This window comes from Streptomyces sp. CGMCC 4.7035 (assembly GCF_031583065.1).
GTDB classification, from domain to species: Bacteria; Actinomycetota; Actinomycetes; order Streptomycetales; family Streptomycetaceae; genus Streptomyces; species Streptomyces yaanensis.
The window spans coordinates 7558081-7576505 of the sequence record NZ_CP134053.1 but is presented as its reverse complement, the minus strand read 5'-3'; the positions used below and the strand labels follow the sequence as shown (position 1 = coordinate 7576505).

The following is an 18425-nucleotide window of genomic DNA, read 5'->3' as shown; positions in this document are numbered from 1 at the left end:
ACCTGCCCGATCCGCCTTCCCGGTCCACCTGCTCCGGTCTACATGCGGCTCAGCGACGCGGCCGCGAACAGGACGTCCCTGATCGCGTCCCGGTCCCCGACCTGACCCGCGGCGGCCTCCTCCGGTGGCACATGGCCCGCGGCCAGGCGGCAGAACTCCGCCCCGTCGAGCGCTACGTGCGCCACCTCGTGCTCGGCGGAGCCCACCGCGCCGGGCGAGTCCAACGGGATCAGCCACTCGCCGCCGCCCAGGCCCTCGATCTCCAGCCGCAGGCTGCGCCCGGGCTCGCCCGCCGGGACGAGGTGCCGGGTGCGGCCGGGTGAGGCCAGCCCGGCCCGTCGTCGCGCCGCCAGGACGACGGGGAGCATCCGCGCGGCCAGGTCGATCATCTTGTTCAGATGACGCGGCGCGGGCGGCTCGTACGGATAGTCGACGGCGTCCGCGATGTCCTCCGCGTGCACCCAGCACTCGAAGGCCCGGTCCAGCATCGCGTCGTGCAGAGGCAGTTCGAACCCGCCGTAGGACACCGCGAGCTTCCCGGAGCTCCCGCCGGCGAAGGACACCGTGCGCACGAGAAGGTGGCTCTGCTCCCGCCACGGAGGGCGGATGGAACGGGTCGGCGGGAAGTGCGAGGTGCGCCAGTAGGCCTCCGTACGCCCCTCCGGGGTGCCGTCGGTGCCGGCCACGTCCGCGAGCGGGTCGTCGAGCCCCAGCGCCATCGCCACCAGCGCGTCGACGGAGAGCAGATGGGCGATGACCCCGGCGACGGTCGTACGGCGACTCGCCGGTCCCGTCCCGTCGAACCATCTCAGCCGCACCGGCGCGTGCCACTCGGCGTCGCCTATGTCCTGCAGCAGGGCGTCCAGGCGGGCGGTCTCCGCGTCGTACGGAGCCGCCCACTCAGGCACCGGGATGCGCGGTGGGCGCCGGTCGAGGCAGCTGTCCAGGACGCGGGTGCGCAGGGTCGGGTCGAGGTCGAGGGTGTCGGGGCGCTGCAGCAGCCTCACGGCCTCGCGCAGCCGCCGCGCCTCGTCCGCGCAGGGGCCGCAGCCGCCGAGGTGCTCCTCGACGGCCGTCGTCTCCTCCGGCGAACAGGCGGCGAGCGCCCATGCTCCGAGCAGCGACTTCAGCACCCGGTGTTCGAGCACGGGTCCGTTTTCCCGGGGGGAGGACGCCGGATCGGGCAGCGGCACCCCGGCACCGCTCGTTCGGGGTGCGTCAGCCCCGGCAGGGCCCCGCGCGCCCAGGCCCTTGCCATGCGCGTCGTGGTCCCCGTAGCCCTCGAAGTGCTCCGCCCCGGTCACCACGCGGCCCCCGGTTCGGGCGAGGGGCCCGTGTCGTGGGCCGTGGCCAGGAGTTGCAGGCCCAGGCGGAGGCGGCGGCGGGCCTCGTCCTCCGTGATGCCGAGGTCGGCCGCGGTCTGGCGGTAGTCCCGGCGCTGGAAGTACGCCCGCTCCAGCGCCGCGCGCAGCGGAACCGGCATCGATGTCACGATGTAGTCCGCGCGGGCCGCGACCGAGGCGCGGCGCACCTTGCGCTCCAGCTCCTCCGGCGTGCCCCGGCCGCCGCCCCGGGCGAGTGCCGCGGTCTCGGTAGCGCGCAGCCGCTGCACGGCGAGCCGGTGGGTCAGCGTGGCGACCCAGGTCCGCAGGGGGCCCTGTTTCGGGTCGTACGACTCGGGGTTCTCCCAGACGTGGGCGAACACCTCGCGCGTGATGCCGTCGGCCGCCTCCTCGTCCTCGAGTACGCGATGGGCCAGGCCGTGCACGAGCGAGGCGAACCGGTCGTAGAACTCACCCAGCGCAGCCGCCTCGCCGCGTGCGAGTCGCTGCTGCATCTTGCGGTCCCACCGGGGCGGTGCGTCCTTCTTCGCCATGCTGCCCCCTCACCCCTGGTCGTGCCCGGTGCCCTGTTCCGGTCCAGCCTGCGTCCCCTGCCTCCTCGAATGTAGTCGGCACGTCGGACAACGCACGCCCCTTTGCGGCAATGTGCGCCCCTTGACGAGCCGTAAGTGGTAGGAGCGGGCCACGGCAGGACCGGCGCTTCGGGCGGGCGCCCACCCCCACGGCCCCAGAGCGGACCTGAGCGAACGAGACCGTTGCCGATTGAAATGGCTCATCTGCTACCCGCTTTCGATCGCGAGTTCGGTGTTTCATAGAGGAACGTCGGGGCAGCCGCGCTGAAGGAAGCGTAGGGACAGCTTCCGTTTTTGGTCGGGGTGCGGGCGAACGGGAGGCGTGGCGGTGACGCTCAAAGTGACCTTCGGGGAGCGCGGCGAGTGGGCCGTGCTCAAAGTGGCCGGCGAACTGGACCTGGTGACGTCACCGGTACTGCGCCAGCGGGTGCACGACGCGGTGGCGGACGGCCGCCACCGTCTGGTCCTCGACCTCTCCGAGGTCGTCTTCTGCGACTCCAGCGGCGTCGGCGTGCTGATCGCCACCCGCCGTCTGATCCGCTCCTGCCGTGGCCGGCTCAGGCTGATCCTGCCCGGCCACGGCGCCGAGGGGGGCACCTCCCGCGCGAACGGGGCCGAGGGCGGCGGCGGTTCGCACGTCAACCGGGTCCTCGCCGCCCTCGGCGTGCGCCGCCTCTTCGACGTCTACCCGGACGTCACCTCGGCCACCGACGAGGAGGCGCGCCCCCTGTCGGCGTAACCGCGCGGGCACAGCGAGGTCCGTGGAAAGTCGCAGGACAGCCACACTGTTGTCCCAGAATTCCTGCGGTCTTGGTACAAGCGCCGTTTTCCGTCTCACCGGAGGCCCGAGGCGTCGTACGCTCCGAGCGAGATGTACCCGACAGCATGTAAGGCGGCCTGAGAACACATGGTCAGCACCGATTACGAGCGCAGGATCGCCGCGCGGTTCGCCACCTTCGACCAGGACGGCAACGGCTCCATCGACCGCGAGGACTTCAGCGGGGCGGCCAAGGCCGTCCTCGCCGAGTTCGGCACCGCGGCCCGCTCCGAGCAGGGGCAGGCCCTGTACGCCGGGGCTGAGGCGTTCTGGCAGGGCATGGCCGGGATAGCGGACCGGGACGGCGACCAGCGCATCACCCGCGAGGAGTTCGTGGGAGGCGCGGTCAAGCGGCTGCGGGACAACCCCGAGCGGTTCGCGGAGATCGCCCGCCCCTTCCTGCACGCGGCGCTCGCCGTGGCGGACGGCGACGGCGACGGCGCCGCCACGGTCGAGGAGACCGTCCGTGTCCTGAGGGCCCTCGGCGTGAGCGAGGACATCGCCAGGGCGGTCGCGGCGGCGCTCGACGCGGACGGTGACGGCAAGGTCGGCGAGGCGGAGATCGTGGCCGCGTTCGCCCGCTACTACACCGTCCCCGAGTAGCGCTCCCGCAGCTTGTACTTGAGCACTTTCCGCAGGGTCTCGTTGCGCGGAAGGGCGTCCACCACCTCCAGTTGCTCCGGCAGCTTGTGCACGGACAGCCCTTCCGCCCGCAGATACGAGGTGACAGCGGACAAGGTCAGTGCCTCCGCCCCGGGCGGTTGTTCGATGACCGCGCAGACCCTTTCGCCGCGCTGCTCGTCGGGAAGTCCGATCACCGCCGCGTCCTGGACGGCGGGGTGCTGGTGCAGCAGGTCCTCAATCTCCTTCGCGGAGACGTTCTCGCCCTTGCGGATGATGATGTCCTTGAGGCGCCCCGTCAGCACCAGATGACCGCTGTCGGTCAGCAGGCCGAGGTCGCCCGTGATGAAGAAGCCGTCCTCGTCGAACGCCTCCGTCGTCTGAGCCGGGTCCAGATACCCCTGGCAGACGGCCTCTCCCCGTAGGCGTACCTCCCCGTCGACGATCCGTATCTCCATCCCCTCCGGCGGCCGCCCCTCCGTCGTCGCCAGGTTCTCGGCCGAGTCGTCCGGCGCCCCCATGGTGATCATCGGCACCTCGGTCATGCCGTACCCGTGGGTGAGCTGCACGCCCATCTCCCGGACGACGGAGTGATACACCTCGGGCGGCTTGGGCGCCCCACCGCCCGCGAGCAGCCGCAGGGTCGGGATGACGGGGGTCCCCGGCTGCTTGCGCTGCTCCGCCAGGAACATCGAGTAGAAGGCCGTCGACCCGCCGGCCACCGTCACCCCGTGCTTGCGATAGCCCTCCAGCGCCTCCGGCAGTGCGAACTGCTCGAACATCACCGCCGGGAATCCGTACAACAGCAGCATCACCGTGTAGTCGGGCCCTGCGATGTGCGCGTAGGGGAAGGCCATCGAGCCGACGTCGTGCTCCGACAGACGCAGCGCGTGCGCGAGGCAGGACCCGCCCGCGATCAGCGAACGGTCCGTGTGCAGGACGCCCTTGGGGTCGGAGGTCGTCCCGGAGGTCCAGTAGATCCAGCGGACCGAGGTGCCGTCGGCGGGCGGGGGAGGCAGGACGGACGGGTCCCCGCCGGGCAGGTCGTCGCCTTCGTACGCCTCGAAGACGCCCTTCGCGCCGAGCCGCCGCGCCATCGCCATGTGGTCGAAGCCCCGCCAGGTGCCCGGCACCGCGAAGAACTCCGCCCTCGACTCCCGCAGCGCGAAGCCGACCTCGCGATCGCGGTAGAAGGGGATGACCGGCGTCTGCACGGCGCCGAGGCGGGCCAGCGCGAAGGACAGCAGGGCCGTCTCGATACGCGTGGGCAGCTGCCAGGCGACCACCGTGCCGGGGCGCACGCCCATGCCGTACAGCCCCGCGGCCACCCGCTCGGCCCGCTCACGCAGCTCACCGAAGCTCAGGGCACGGTCGTCCTGGAGCAGGACGGGCCGGTCGGGGGTGAGGGCGGCGCGGCGGGCGACCAGCTCCCACAGCGTCCGGGACGTGCCCAGCGCGTGCGCGGTCTCGTTCACAACGACCCCCTTTAGCTGACGACCAGTCAGATAGTGGGGGGAGCGTAGGCCTCGCCGCCTTGTCGGTCCAGAGGTGCGGGACTAGCGTCTCTGATCAGCTGAGCGATCTGTGCAGGATTGGTGTCCAGCACGGGCTCTGCCCACCGTGGAGGGGTGGCGTGGGCGTGCAGGTGGAAGCCCGCGCCCAGTGCTGCTCCTCGTGGCCGGTGTCGGCCCGTGGTGGGTGTGCTGATCGTCGTCACGCCCTGGTGCCGGTGGGCTGCGCGAGGCAGCCGGTTCCGGCCCGTGTGCACAGCAGCCGACAGCACCTCGCTCGTCTGCTCCACCACGCCCCCGCGCAGCACACCACGGGCACAGGCGGTGCGGGCCGTCTCACCCTCGCCCAGCGGCAGCCTCTGGCTCACCGGCACCCCTTTCCCGCCCACGATGCTGTCGTCCGATCAACGGCACCCTCATGGAAAGGTCACGCATTCGATCTGTGCAGACATGTACGACGCCGTGGCGGGTGTCTGACGCGCGTCATGACACCGACGGATGACGCATCACTACCGATCCCAGAGGAAATGTGTGAACCTTCCCCTAGAGTTAATCTGACGAACCGTCAGGTAATTGGGGTCGGAGGGGAACCATGACGGAACTGCCCCGCATCATCAGCGTCGACGACCACGTGATCGAGCCCGCGCACCTCTTCGAGACCTGGCTGCCGAAGAAGTACCAGGACCGCGGGCCCAAGCCGCTCACCGCCGGAATCGGCGAGCTGGCGTACATCGGCGGCAAGTACCAGATCACGATGGACCCGGACGGCCCGCCGACGGACTGGTGGATCTACGAGGACCTGAAGTTCCCGTACAAACGCAACATCGCCGCCGTCGGCTTCGACCGCGACGAGATGACCCTGGAGGGCATCACGCGCGCGGAGATGCGGCGCGGCTGCTGGGACCCGGTCGAACGGCTCAAGGACATGGACCTCAACCACGTCGAGGCCAGCCTCTGCTTCCCGACCTTCCCGCGCTTTTGCGGACAGACCTTCGCCGAGGCGCACGACAAGGAGGTCGCCCTGGCCTGCGTGCGCGCCTACAACGACTGGATGGTCGAGGAGTGGTGCGGCGACAGCGGCGGCCGGCTGATCCCGCTGTGCCTGATCCCCCTGTGGGACATCGACCTCGCGGTCGCCGAGATCAGGCGCAACGCCGCCCGTGGCGTGAAGGCGGTGACCTTCTCCGAGATCCCCACCCACCTCGGACTGCCCTCCATCCACTCCGGTCACTGGGACCCGTTCTTCGCGGTCTGCGAGGAGACCGGCACGGTGGTGAACATGCACATCGGGTCGTCGTCGCAGATGCCGGCCGCCTCCCCGGACGCCCCGCCCGCCGTGCAGGCCTCGCTCTCCTTCAACAACGCGATGGCCTCGATGATGGACTTCCTGTTCAGCGGGGTGCTGGTGAAGTTCCCGCGGCTCAAGCTCGCCTACTCCGAAGGGCAGATGGGCTGGATCCCCTACGCCCTGGAGCGCGCCGACGACGTCTGGGAGGAGCACCGCGCCTGGGGCGGCGTGCGCGACCTGATCCCCGAGCCGCCGTCGACGTACTACTACCGGCAGATCTTCTGCTGCTTCTTCCGCGACAAGCACGGCGTCGCGTCCCTCGACGTGGTCGGCCGCGACAACGCCACCTTCGAAACCGACTACCCGCACGTCGACTCGACCTTCCCGCACACCAAGGAGGTCGCCCTCGACCATGTGAAGGGCCTCGACGACGAGACGGTCCACAAGCTGATGCGCGGCAACGCGATCCGCATGCTGGACCTGGACCTCGACAGGTAATGGACCTCTCGTACACGCCCGAGGAGGAGGAGTTCCGGGCCCGGCTGCGCGAGTGGCTGGACAAGGTGCTGCCGACGCTGCCCCCGAAGCCGTCCCCCGCCGACTGGCCCGCCAGGCGCGCGTACGACCTGGGCTGGCAGCGGATGCTGTACGACGCCGGGTACGCGGGTCTGCACTGGCCCGTGGACGCGGGCGGCCGGGGAGCCACCCCCACCCAGCACCTCATCTTCCTGGAGGAGACCGAAAACGCGGGCGCACCCTACGTGGGAGCCAATTTCGTGGGGCTGCTGCACGCGGGACCCACGATCGCCGCCGAGGGCACGCCCGAGCAGCGGGCGCGCTGGCTGCCGCCGGTGCTGCGCGGCGAGGAGGTCTGGTGCCAGGGGTTCAGCGAACCGGACGCGGGCTCGGACCTCGCGTCGCTGCGCACGCGCGCGTGGCGGGACGGCGACGACTACGTGGTGAGCGGGTCCAAGATCTGGACCTCCCACGCGGAAGTCGCCGACTGGTGCGAACTACTGGTCCGCACGGACCCGGACGCGCCCAAGCACAAGGGGATCACGTGGCTGGCGATGCCCATGGACGCGCCGGGCATCACCGTACGACCGCTGCGGACGCTCGCCGGTTCGAACGAGTTCGCGGAGGTGTTCCTCGACGAGGTGCGGGTTCCGGTGGCGGGCCGGGTCGGTGCCGAGAACGACGGGTGGCGCGTGACCATGGTGACGCTCTCCTTCGAACGCGGCACGGCGTTCGTGGGCGAGGTGGTGGCCTGCCGCCGTGTCCTTCGCGAGCTCGCCCGCGAGGCCAGGAGGAACGGCCGCTGGGACGACACCCCGCTCAGATGCCGGCTGGGCAGGCTCAACGCGGAGTTCCGCGCCCTGTGGCGGCTCACGCAGTGGAACGTGAGCGAGGCGGAGCAGACCGGCGGAGTGCCGGGCACAGGGGGTTCGGTCTTCAAACTGAGGTATTCGCACGCGCGTCAGGAACTGTACGACGCCGCCGCCGAGGTGCTGGGTGCGGACTGTCTCGACCTCGACCGTCCGTGGGTCCTCGACCGGCTGTCGTCCCTGTCGTACACGATCGCGGCCGGCACCTCGCAGATCCAGCAGAACATCGTGGCCGAACGCATCCTGGGGCTTCCGAAGGGACGGTGACCGATCCGTGCACTTCCAACTCACCGACGACCAGCGGGCGCTGAAAGCGGGGGTGCGCGCACTGCTCGCGGGCCGCTTCGGCCGGGAGGCGCTGCGGGCCGCGGCCGACCGGCCGGGCGTGCTCGACCGCGCGCTCTGGCGGGAGCTGGGCGAGGCCGGGTTCTTCGCGTTGCGGCTGCCGGAGGCGGAGGGCGGGGTCGGACTCGGCCTGCCCGAGGCGGTGCTGGCCTTCGAGGAGGCGGGACGGGCGCTGCTGCCCGGCCCGTTGGTGGCCACGCACCTCGCGGCGGGGGAGGTGGCGGGCGCGGCGACGGGGGAGACGGTGGTCACGGCCGCCTCCGGCGGCCTGGTGGAGTGGCTGACGGAGGCGGACGTCGTACGGGGGGACGCGACCGGCGCCGTACCGCTCGTATCCGTGGACCCGCTGACCCCCCTGCACAGGCTGCCACGGTCCCCGGAGGCCTCGCCGGACGTTTTCCCGGACGCTTCCGCGGGCGTATCGCCGGGCATTTCCGCGGGCGTTTTGCCGGGCGTATCGCCGGGCGGTTCCGCGGGCGTATCGCCGAGCACTTCCGCGGGGGCATTGCCGGGCGGCTCCGCGGGCGTATCGCCAGGTGCCTCCGCGGACGACGAGCCGGACCCTGTCGCCGTCCTCCTCACCGCCGCCGAACAACTCGGCGGCGCCGCCCGGACCTGCGAGCTCGCGGTGGAGTACGCGCGGACCCGGAAGCAGTTCGGGCAGCCGATCGGGGCGTTCCAGGCGGTCAAACACCTGTGTGCGCAGAGCCTGGTGCGCGTGGAGACGGCCCGCGCGGCGGTGTACGCGGCCGCCGTCACCGTCGATCCCCTCGACATCGCCGCGGCCCGCCTGCTCGCCGACGACGCGGCCCTCCGCGGCGCCCGCGACTGCCTTCAGGTGCACGGTGGCATGGGCTTCACGTGGGAGGCCGAGACGCACCTGTTCCTGAAGCGGGCATGGGTACGGACCCAGCGTATGAGTTCGAACACGTACAGTGACGAACTGCTCGCTGCGGACCTGCTGTCAGGGGTGGGTTAGAGGGCTCTGTGCAGGCATTCTTCGGGACGGGATGCCATGGATGTCGCGGATTGTGGCAATCCGGAATCACGGAGCGTTGATATCGGGTTGTGTCCTATGCGTGACTTGTCACGGGCTGGAGTCGGCGGGGGGCTCCGGTACCTTGTGTGGGATGCGAGCGGTTCCAAGCCCGATCCACCCCGGTGCGGCCCCTGTGGCGGCGCCGGATCCGGCGATGCGCGCCTCTCGCAGGGCGGGGCGGACCCTCGCCCCTGCTTGTTCGACTCACCATGGCAAGCGTCGCACAGTATGCCGTACGCGTACTCCTTCGCGCTGGAATATGCCCGAAGCGCTTGTTGGGGTGACTGTACGTCAACCATGCTGTCGTGCAAGGGAATCACGGTGCGTGACCCTGGTTCCCGCCATGCAGACGATGACCATGATCGTGGCCCTTGCGAGGCGCGAGGCGATGTGTCCGCCGGTTCGGATGGTGTGAGCGGTGCAGGTGCTTCAAGTGCAGCTGGAGATCCGGCCCGATCCCGCGGAGGTGGGGCGGGCCCGTAGATGGGCCCGTTCACGGCTCGCGGGGTCCGGCATAGGGGCCGACGAGCCGCTGGCGGAGACGCTGATCCTGCTCGTCTCCGAACTGGTCACCAACGCCGTGGTGCACACCGGCTGTCCCGCCGTGCTGCGACTGCTGCTGACCGGCGTGCGGGACGACGCATCGGGAACCCCGGCCGGCACGGTCCGCCTTGAAGTGGCCGACACCAGTGCTTGCCCGCCGACGCCCCGTCACGCGGCGGGCGACGAGACGGGCGGCCGCGGCCTGGAACTCGTCGACGGCCTGGCGGACCGCTGGGGCTGGGACGCGGAGGGTGTCGGCAAGCGCATCTGGTGCGAGGTGGACCGCTGTGCGGCCGGGGTCGCGGGCAGGGCGACGGCGTACGGGGCGCAGGCGGCGGTACCGGAGTTCGCATACGGCGTCGTGTAGCGGGGGCGTGCTGCGGCGTTCGCTGGGCGTAGGTCTGGGTGTGCGGCCGCACGGACTTCGGCTGTCCGGGGTGGACCGCCGTTGAATGCGCCGGGTCGTGCTTCCGCATGCGCCGTCACAAAAAGGGTGTAAGTGATGAATCCCCGATCGGGTGTTGACGCCACGTGTCCGTTTGATCACGCTTGTGTTCAGCGGTCCGCCGCGAGGGGACGCCGAGGGTTTTGGTGACGGAAGCCCTCGACGAGTGCGGGTCGTGATTCGGCGTCGGCTCCTTACAGGGTCGGACGGCCCCCAGTGGAGGCCGTCCCGGGGGCAGGGCGGGTACGCCGAGCCGGATGGCGGCGCGCGGTGCCGTGCTCGGGGCGAGCAATGGCGCGCCGCCAGCCCGAGCTTCGTCTAAAGAATGGCGACCGGCGCCACGGGTGTTCCGGTGCCGCCGACGAAGGGCTCGGGCATCGCCGACAGCAGGAAGGCATAGCGGCCCTCTTCTCCACAGGCTGTGGACAACTCCTCCAGATTCCAGTTCTGGCCCTGCAGCATCCCCATCTCCACGAGATCGAGCGCGTGTACGGGCAGCCACAGATCATCGATCTCGGGAGGAAAGATCTCAAAGGTGAGCGTGTCGTTCGCGACGGCGGCCACATCGCGCGCGTGGAACCACTCCGGGGTGCGCACCGACAGCCCGGGCGACGGATATCCGTACGCGTGCTTGTCGCCCGCGAGATACGTCTGGATCTGCCCGGTCCGTACGAGGACGATGTCGCCGGCCCGTACGCGCGTCCCGGCGAGTTCCTCGGCCGCCTCCAGGTCTTCCGGAGTGACGGCGTGCGAGCCGTCGAGCCGCTCCACGCCGAGCGCGCGGGCGATGTCGAGGAGCACCCCGCGGGAGACGATGTGCCGCGGCTTGTCGATGCCGCTGAACTCGGCGCCGCCGTGCGGCGTGATCGTGCCGGCGGGCCGTCCGTTGTAGAGCTTCCCGGAGTGCGAGACATGGGTGAGCGCGTCCCAGTGGGTGGCCGCCTGGAGCCCCATGGTCACGGCGTCGTCGCTGCACGCGACGGTGCCGGGCCCGAAGATCTCCTGATTGATCTGCACCATCACGTGCAGCGGATTGACCCGCCCCGGGATCACGCCGGTCTGCACTCCGTCCTGCTGAAGAGGAAGGGCGAGCGGAACGCGCCGTCCGCTGCGGACGCAGGCGGCGGCCTGCCTCACCACCTCGTCGGTGATCAGGTTGAGTGTTCCGATCTCGTCGTCGCCGCCCCAGCGCCCCCAGTTGTTCACGCGCTTGGCTATGTCGTGGAACTCGGCCGGCAGTGACATGAGTCCTCCCCGGGGCTTGTCTCCGAGTATCTGACGGGACATAAAATCTAACGGTCCGTCAGAAACTGCGGGAAGGGGCAGGACGTGGGGAACTTCTTGGCAGGCAAGGTCGTCGCCGTGACGGGTGCGGGCCGCGGGATCGGACGGGCGGTGGCGCTGGCGGCGGCAGCCGAGGGCGCACGGGTCGTCGTCAACGACTACGGGGTGTCGGTGGAGGGCGCCTCGCCCACGAGCGAGGTCGCCGAGTCCGTGGTCAAGGAGATCGAGGCGGCGGGCGGAGAGGCCGTCGCCGTGGGGGACGACATCGCGACGATGGCGGGCGGGCAGCGGGTGGTGGACGAGGCGCTCGCGTCGTACGGCCGCCTGGACGGGGTGGTGTGCGTGGCGGGCATCCTGCGCGAGCGGATGCTCTTCAACATGACCGAGGACGAGTGGGATCCGGTCGTGGCCACCCATCTCAAGGGCACGTTCACGGTGTTCCGCGCGGCGGCGGCGGTGATGCGGGGGCAGCGCTCCGGCACGCTGATCGGTTTCACCAGCGGCAACCACCAGGGTTCGGTCTCCCAGGCCAACTACAGCGCCGCGAAGGGCGGAATCATCTCCCTGGTCCGCAGCGCGGCGCTGGGCCTGCACAAGTACGGGGTGACGGCGAACGCGGTGGCACCGGTGGCGCGGACGCGGATGTCGGCGAACGTCCCCATGACCCTGAAGGAGATCGGCGAACCGGAGGACGTCGCCGCACTGGTGGTGTACCTCCTGTCCGACCGCGCGAAGGAGGCCCGCATCACAGGCCAGGTCTACACGATCGCGGGCCCGAAGCTGGCGGTCTGGGCCCAGCCGAGGGAACTGCGGGCGGGGTACGCGGAGGGCCCCTGGACCCCGGAGCGGATCGCGGACTTCCTGCCCGGAACGGTGGGGACGGACCCGATGCCACTGCTGGAGCAACTGGAGGAGATGGAGAGGGCGGCACGAGAGGGAGCACGCCCGAACAGGTAGGCGACCAGCCACTACCAGCCACTACCAGCCCGTCTGGGGGTCCCCCTGCTCGAAGAGCTTGGGGGAGTTTGAGAACGAGGCCGTCAAGGCCGACTAGCGGGGGTCTGGGGGGCGGCAGCCCCCAGGTACGGGACGGGTAGGGGCGGCGGGGGCGAAAACCACCCGCCCGGAACCCCGCACGCACCACGCAACGTCGACCCACCACCACAAGGCGGAAAGCATGGATTTCGGCTTCGGTCCGGAGGACGACGCGTTCCGACGCGAGGCACGAGCCTGGCTCCAGACCCACCTCGGCGACGAGCCGAACCGTCGGGACTGGGAACGTGAACTCGGCCGTGCCGGCTGGATAGGCCTCGGCTGGCCCGAAGACGGCTACGGCAACCGCCGAGCCACCCTCACCCAACAGGTCGCCTGGGCGGAGGAGTACGCCCGCTCAAAGGCACCTCCCCGCTCCGGCCACATCGGCGAGAACCTCCTCGCCCCCACCCTCATCACCCACGGCACCCCCGACCAGAAGTCCCGCTTCCTGCCCCCCGTCGCCCGCGGCGAGGAACTCTGGTGCCAGGGCTACAGCGAACCCGGCGCAGGATCCGACCTGGCAGGCGTCCGTACCACCGCCGTACGCGACACCCCGCACACGTACCGCATCACCGGCCAGAAGATCTGGACCTCCCTCGCGCACGAGGCCGACTGGTGCTTCGTCCTCGCCCGCACCGACCCGGCCTCCCGCCGCCACCACGGCCTCACCTTCCTCCTCGTACCGATGGACCAGCCCGGTCGTATCGAGGTCCGTCCCATCCGTCAGCTCACCGGAACCAGCGAGTTCAACGAGGTGTTCTTCGACGGCGCGACGGCCCGGGCCGAGCACGTCGTCGGAGGCGAGGGAGGCGGCTGGCGCGTCGCGATGAGCCTGCTCGGCTTCGAGCGGGGCGTCTCCACGCTGGCGCAACAGATCGGTTTCGCCAGGGAGTTGGGCGAGGTCGTCCGTACGGCCGTGGCGACGGGCGCGGCGGACGACCCCGTCGTGCGCGACCGCCTCGTCGCACAGTGGGCCGAACTGCGCGCGATGCGCTGGAACGCCCTGCGGACGCTGGGCGACACGGCGGACGCGGGCGCCTCCAGTGTGGCCAAGCTGCTGTGGGGCCGCTGGCACCAGCGGCTGGGCGAGCTGGCGATGCGGGTACGGGGGGCGGCGGGGGCGGCGGGCCCGGCCGACTGGTCGCCTACTGCACCGTACGAACTGGACCCGTTCCAGCACCTGTTCTTCTTCAGCCGGGCCGACACCATCTACGGCGGCTCGGACGAGATCCAGCGCACGATCATCGCCGAGCGCGTGCTCGGCCTGCCGAAGGAACCCAGGGGACCCAAGGGCTGAAGGAGCTGAGATGCCAGGCGGGACGCAAGACGCGACCAAAGGCGCGGCACAACGTACGACCGAAGGCGCGGCACAACGTACGACCGAAGGCGCGAAACAACGCACGACCAAAGGCGCGAAACAAAGCGCGATACGAGGTGTGATCTACGACGGCAAGCAGACGCAGGTCGTGGACGACCTGGAGGTACGGGACCCGGGCCCCGGCGAGGTGCAGGTCGCGATCTCGGCGGCGGGCCTGTGCCACAGCGATCTGTCCGTGGTGGACGGGACCATACCCTTCCCGGTTCCCGTGGTGCTCGGCCATGAGGGCGCGGGTGTGGTGGAGGCGGTGGGCCCGGGCGTCACCCATGTCGCGCCCGGCGACCACGTGTCGCTGTCGACCCTCGCGAACTGCGGGGCGTGCGCGGAGTGCGACCGTGGCCGGCCGACGATGTGCCGGCAGGCGATCGGACGGCCGGGACAGCCGTTCACACAGGGCGGCAGGCCGGTGTACCAGTTCGCGTCCAACTCCGCCTTCGCGGAGCGGACCGTGGTGAAGGCGGTGCAGGCGGTCCGCATCCCGAAGGACATTCCGCTGCAGTCGGCGGCGCTGATCGGATGCGGGGTCCTGACCGGGGTGGGCGCCGTCCTGAACCGGGCACGGGTGGACCAGGGCGACACCGTCCTCGTCATCGGCACGGGCGGCATCGGCCTCAACGTCCTCCAGGGCGCGCGGATCGCGGGCGCCTCGCGGATCGTGGCGGTGGACGCCAATCCGGCGAAGGAGGCGGTGGCACGCCAATTCGGCGCGACCGACTTCCTGACCTCGATGGACGAGGTGAAGGACCTGCTCCCCACGGGCGCCGACCACGCTTTCGAGTGCGTGGGCCGGGTCGAGTTGATCCGCGCGGCGATCGACTCCCTGGACCGCCACGGCCAGGCGATCCTCCTGGGCGTGCCGCCGGCGACGGCCGAGGCGACGTTCCTGGTCTCCTCGATGTTCCTGGACAAGTCCATCCTGGGCTGCCGCTACGGCGCCTCCCGCCCCCAGCGGGACATCGCGCTCTACGCCCGGATGTACCGCGAAGGCCGCCTGCTCCTGGACGAGTTGGTGACGGCGACCTACCCGGTGGAGGACTTCGACAAGGCGGCGGCGGACGCGCACGCGGGGAGGGTGGCGAGGGGGGTGCTGACCTTCTGAGTGCCTCCGGGTCTCTGCGGGTTTTCCACAGGCTCCGGAAATCCAGTGGGGCGTTGTCGGCGCCTCCCCCTAGCGTCGTCCCATGACCTACCGCGATGTCGCATCCAAGCAGGTCTTCACCTGGGCCTGCGTATCCATCGGCGCCCGTATGCCGGTGGCCATGGCACCCTTGGCCCTGGTCTTCCTGGTGCGTGAGCGGCCCGGTGGCTACTCCCTGGGCGCGACCCTCGCCGCGGTCTATGTGATCGGGGAGATCATCGGCGCTCCGCTGCTGGGACTGCGCCTGCGTCCCGAGCGCGCCCGCCCTCAGCTGGCCGCGGGACTCGCGACCGGAGCCGCCGGATTCGCGGGTCTCGGCGCGTTACCCGGCGCGCACCCCATGGTCCTCGCGGCGTTCGCGGTGCTGGCGGGCATCGCCCCGGCCCAGGCCACCGGCGCTCTGCGCGTGCTGCTCACGACCCTGGTTCCGGAACGTGCCGTGGCGCAGGCGCTGTCCTTCGAGTCACTGCTGGTGTCCGGCATATGGGCCGTCTCCCCGGCCGCGGTGACCGGCCTCGCCCTCGGCGTCGCCCCGCGCGTCCCGCTGCTCCTGGCCGCCGTCCTCCTGGTGTCGTCGGCCGCGGGCCTGTGGCTCCTGCCCGCCGGCTGGGATGCGGGCGACGGGGACCGGGCGGGCGGGCCGCTGCTCCGGCCCCTCCTCGCCGCCTGGCCGGCGTACGTCACGGGCGCGGCCGGCCTCACCACGCTCGGCTTGGCCGAACTGGTCCTGCCCGCCCTCCTCGAACAGCGCGGCGTCGGTGTGGGCTGGTCCGGTCCGCTGCTGGTGGGGCTGTCCCTGGGCGCGGGGCTGGGTGCCTTCCTGTACGGCCTGCGCTCCTGGCCGGGGCGGCTGCGCACCCACAGTGTGGTGCTGCTGTGCGGGACATCGGTCTGTGTGGCCCTCGTCGCGCTGATACCGGCCGCGGCCGGCATCGCGGTCATGCTGGCCATGAGCGGCATGCTCCAGTCGGGCGCGCTGCTCACCCGCAACCTGTCCCTGCGCGAGGCCCTGCCACCGAGCGCCCTGGCCGCGGGCTACTCCCTGATGTACGCGGCCGCGGGCGCGGGATACGCGGCGACGGGCTCCCTGGCCGGCGTCCTGCTCCGGGTGGTGGCCCCGTCCACGGCCGTCCTGGTCGGTGTGGCTCTCACCCTGGTGCTGGCGGCGCTCGGCTGGTGGGGCGAGGTCCGTCGGGCGGGCCGTTCAGCGCAGGGCGTCCAACCCGTCGCACCCCCTGGAGCCGCCGCGGTCGGGAGCGCTCCCGGCCCGGAAGGTCCGTCGGTAAGCGGTGGGAGTGACCCCGAGTGCCGCCTGTAGGTGCTGCCGCATCGACTGGGCCGTGCCGAAGCCGGCGTCCCACGCCACTTGGTCGACCGACAGGTCGGTGGACTCCAGCAGATGCCGGGCCCGTTCGACGCGCTGCTGGGTCAGCCACTGGCCGGGGCTGACGCCGACCTCCTCACGGAAGCGGCGCGTGAAGGTGCGCACGGACATCGACTCCTGCTCCGCCATGTCGCGCAGCTGGATGGGCTCGTGGAGGCGGCCGAGCGCCCAGGCGCGGGCGGCGGTCGTGGTGGCCAGCTGCGGATCCGGCACGGGACGGTGGATGTACTGCGCCTGACCGCCGTCGCGGTGGGGCGGTACGACCGTGCGGCGGGCCACCTCGTTGGCGACCGCGGTGCCGTGGTCACGGCGCACGATGTGCAGGCACAGGTCGATCCCGGCGGCCACCCCGGCGGAGGTCAGGACGTCGCCGTCGTCGATGAACAGGACGTCCGCGTCGACCTTGATCTGCGGGAACAGCCGCTGGAAGTGATCGGCTTCGGCCCAGTGCGTGGTGGCGGGGCGGCCGTCGAGGTGGCCGGCGGCGGCGAGGACGTACACGCCGGTGCAGATGGAGGCGAGCCGGGTGCCGGGCCGGATGTGGGCGAGCGCGGCGGCCAGTTCGTCGGTCAGCACGCCCTCCTTGAAGACCGGACCGAGTTCGTACGACGCCGGGACGATCACGGTGTCGGCGGTGGCCAGGGCTTCCGGGCCGTTCTCGACGTGGATGGAGAAGTCGGCGTCCGTCTCGACCGGTCCCGGTGGCCGGATCGAGCAGGTGACGACCTCGTACAGATGTCGGCCCTCGGCGTCCTTGGGGCGCCCGAAGATCCGGTGCGGGATGCCCAGCTCGAAGGGGAGCAGCCCGTCGAGCGCGAGGACGACGACGCGGTGCGGCCGGAACGCCGGCTCGGGGGCTTCACGGGTCATGGCCCGATCCTAGCGAATGCTGTCCTTCGGGCCACTCGATCGGAGTCGGCGTAGACCGGAAGCTCTATGGCGTGACCCAGACAATCGGAACGGCAGCCACGGGCGAGGACCCGCAACCCACCAAGACGACCCGCCCGCGGCGCAGCCGCATGACGTCCCTGCATCGGGCCTGGTTCGTCGCCGCCGTCACCTTCGTGACGATCATCGGCGCGGCGGCCTTCCGTTCGCTGCCGGGCCTGCTGATCGACCCGCTGAACCAGGAGTTCCACTGGTCGCGCGGCACGGTCGGCGCGGCGGTGTCGGTCAACCTCGCCCTGTACGGCCTGACGGCGCCCTTCGCGGCCGCCCTGATGGACCGCTTCGGCATCCGCAGGGTCGTCGCCGTGGCGCTCGCGGTCATCGCGCTCGGCTCGGGCGCGACCGTGTGGATGACGGCGGCCTGGCAGCTGATGCTCTACTGGGGCCTGCTGGTCGGTCTGGGCAGCGGCTCCATGGCCCTGGCGTTCGCGGCGACGGTCACCAACCGCTGGTTCACCGAGCGGCGGGGCCTGGTGAGCGGCATCCTCACGGCCGCCTCGGCCTCCGGACAGCTGATATTCCTCCCGCTGCTGTCGTGGATGGTCGAGAACCACGGCTGGCGCCCCGCCGCGGTGACGGTGGCACTCGCCGCCCTCGCGGTGATCCCCTTCGTCTGGCTGCTGCTGCGGGACCACCCGGCGGACGTGGGCCTGAAGCCGTACGGCGCGAAGGAGTTCGTACCGAAGCCGGAACCGGTCACCGGTGCCGCCCGCCGCGCCGTCACCGTGCTCTTCTCGGCCGTCCGCACCGGCCCGTTCTGGCTGCTGGCCGGCACCTTCGCGATCTGCGGCGCCTCCACGAACGGCCTGGTCCAGACGCACTTCGTCCCGGCGGCCCACGACCACGGCATGCCGATCACGGCGGCGGCCTCGCTCCTCGCGGTCATCGGCGTCTTCGACGTGCTGGGCACGATCGCCTCGGGCTGGTTCACGGACCGCTTCGAACCGCGCCGCCTGCTCGCGGTGTACTACGCCCTGCGCGGCATCTCGCTCCTCTTCCTGCCGATGCTCCTGGCCCCGGCCGTCCACCCGCCGATGATCTTCTTCATCGTCTTCTACGGCCTGGACTGGGTCGCCACGGTCCCGCCCACCCTCGCGCTGTGCCGGGAGCAGTACGGCGAGGACAGCGCCATCGTCTTCGGCTGGGTGCTCGCCTCCCACCAGGTCGGCGCGGCGCTGGTCGCCTTCCTCGGCGGCGTGGCGCGGGACGTGTTCGGCTCGTACAACGTGGTCTGGTACGCGGCGGGCGCGCTGTGCGCGGCGGCGGCGCTGATGGCGCTGGTGATCCGGCGGCGTCCGGCGCCGGTCCCGAGGCTCGCCTGAGCCGGAGGGGCGGGACCGGAGGGGCGG

General features: G+C 71.2%; 16 protein-coding genes. 11 read left to right on the top strand and 5 right to left on the bottom strand.

Annotated features, from left to right (window positions below):
- Positions 1–38: 38 nt before the first annotated feature.
- Together Q2K21_RS33290 and Q2K21_RS33285 are read right to left on the bottom strand one after the other, a co-directional pair.
- Positions 39–1307, bottom strand: a complete 1269-nt coding sequence (locus tag Q2K21_RS33290; protein WP_386275902.1) for a zf-HC2 domain-containing protein — start codon at positions 1305–1307, stop codon at positions 39–41.
- The gene (locus Q2K21_RS33285; protein ID WP_310779021.1) at positions 1301–1876 is read right to left on the bottom strand and encodes a sigma-70 family RNA polymerase sigma factor; all 576 of its coding nucleotides are present in this window, start codon (positions 1874–1876) and stop codon (positions 1301–1303) included. The genes Q2K21_RS33290 and Q2K21_RS33285 overlap by 7 nt, the downstream gene beginning before the upstream one ends.
- A gap of 361 nt (positions 1877–2237) precedes the next feature.
- On the opposite strand from Q2K21_RS33285, the gene Q2K21_RS33280 reads away from it, so the two are divergent.
- Together Q2K21_RS33280 and Q2K21_RS33275 are read left to right on the top strand one after the other, a co-directional pair.
- Positions 2238–2654: an STAS domain-containing protein gene (locus tag Q2K21_RS33280; RefSeq protein ID WP_310779018.1), complete on the top strand. Its 417-nt coding sequence runs from the start codon at positions 2238–2240 to the stop codon at positions 2652–2654.
- Positions 2655–2822: 168 nt separating this feature from the next.
- Positions 2823–3335 carry an EF-hand domain-containing protein gene (locus Q2K21_RS33275; protein WP_310779015.1) on the top strand — a complete coding sequence of 171 codons (513 nt, stop codon included), beginning with the start codon at positions 2823–2825 and terminating at the stop codon, positions 3333–3335.
- Here Q2K21_RS33275 and Q2K21_RS33270 read toward each other — a convergent pair.
- Entirely contained in the window at positions 3317–4828 is a 1512-nt protein-coding gene (locus Q2K21_RS33270; protein WP_310779012.1) for a class I adenylate-forming enzyme family protein, read from the bottom strand. The genes Q2K21_RS33275 and Q2K21_RS33270 overlap by 19 nt on opposite strands.
- 628 nt (positions 4829–5456) lie before the next feature.
- Between Q2K21_RS33270 and Q2K21_RS33265 the strand changes: the two genes are divergently transcribed.
- The 4 genes from Q2K21_RS33265 to Q2K21_RS33250 all read left to right on the top strand — a co-directional run bounded on the left by Q2K21_RS33265 (position 5457) and on the right by Q2K21_RS33250 (position 9831).
- Complete coding sequence (locus tag Q2K21_RS33265; protein ID WP_310779009.1) at positions 5457–6650, top strand: amidohydrolase family protein; 1194 nt, start codon at positions 5457–5459, stop codon at positions 6648–6650.
- Positions 6650–7804 carry an acyl-CoA dehydrogenase gene (locus Q2K21_RS33260; RefSeq protein WP_310779006.1) on the top strand — a complete coding sequence of 385 codons (1155 nt, stop codon included), beginning with the start codon at positions 6650–6652 and terminating at the stop codon, positions 7802–7804. The genes Q2K21_RS33265 and Q2K21_RS33260 overlap by 1 nt, the downstream gene beginning before the upstream one ends.
- A gap of 7 nt (positions 7805–7811) precedes the next feature.
- Positions 7812–8861 (top strand): acyl-CoA dehydrogenase family protein, encoded by a 1050-nt coding sequence (locus Q2K21_RS33255; RefSeq protein WP_310779003.1) that lies wholly within the window; start codon positions 7812–7814, stop codon positions 8859–8861.
- A gap of 478 nt (positions 8862–9339) precedes the next feature.
- Positions 9340–9831, top strand: a complete 492-nt coding sequence (locus tag Q2K21_RS33250) for an ATP-binding protein (protein WP_310779001.1) — start codon at positions 9340–9342, stop codon at positions 9829–9831.
- A 396-nt stretch (positions 9832–10227) separates the two neighbouring features.
- Here the strand turns inward: Q2K21_RS33250 and Q2K21_RS33245 are convergent, their stop codons facing one another.
- Positions 10228–11154 (bottom strand): cyclase family protein, encoded by a 927-nt coding sequence (locus Q2K21_RS33245; RefSeq protein ID WP_310778999.1) that lies wholly within the window; start codon positions 11152–11154, stop codon positions 10228–10230.
- Between the two features lie 84 nt (positions 11155–11238).
- Between Q2K21_RS33245 and Q2K21_RS33240 the strand changes: the two genes are divergently transcribed.
- From Q2K21_RS33240 to Q2K21_RS33225, 4 genes are all read left to right on the top strand, one after another.
- Positions 11239–12150 carry an SDR family NAD(P)-dependent oxidoreductase gene (locus tag Q2K21_RS33240; RefSeq protein ID WP_310778997.1) on the top strand — a complete coding sequence of 304 codons (912 nt, stop codon included), beginning with the start codon at positions 11239–11241 and terminating at the stop codon, positions 12148–12150.
- Between the two features lie 220 nt (positions 12151–12370).
- The gene (locus tag Q2K21_RS33235; RefSeq protein WP_310778995.1) at positions 12371–13525 is read left to right on the top strand and encodes an acyl-CoA dehydrogenase family protein; all 1155 of its coding nucleotides are present in this window, start codon (positions 12371–12373) and stop codon (positions 13523–13525) included.
- Between the two features lie 130 nt (positions 13526–13655).
- Positions 13656–14705: a Zn-dependent alcohol dehydrogenase gene (locus Q2K21_RS33230; RefSeq protein ID WP_310781367.1), complete on the top strand. Its 1050-nt coding sequence runs from the start codon at positions 13656–13658 to the stop codon at positions 14703–14705.
- Between the two features lie 82 nt (positions 14706–14787).
- Entirely contained in the window at positions 14788–16062 is a 1275-nt protein-coding gene (locus tag Q2K21_RS33225) for an MFS transporter (RefSeq protein ID WP_310778993.1), read from the top strand.
- Here the strand turns inward: Q2K21_RS33225 and Q2K21_RS33220 are convergent.
- Positions 15949–16998, bottom strand: coding sequence for a GlxA family transcriptional regulator (locus Q2K21_RS33220; protein WP_310778990.1), 1050 nt, complete (start codon positions 16996–16998; stop codon positions 15949–15951). The two genes, Q2K21_RS33225 and Q2K21_RS33220, sit on opposite strands and share 114 nt — an antisense overlap.
- A 149-nt stretch (positions 16999–17147) precedes the next feature.
- On the opposite strand from Q2K21_RS33220, the gene Q2K21_RS33215 reads away from it, so the two are divergent.
- Positions 17148–18398, top strand: coding sequence for an MFS transporter (locus tag Q2K21_RS33215; RefSeq protein ID WP_310781366.1), 1251 nt, complete (start codon positions 17148–17150; stop codon positions 18396–18398).
- Positions 18399–18425: the final 27 nt, after the last annotated feature.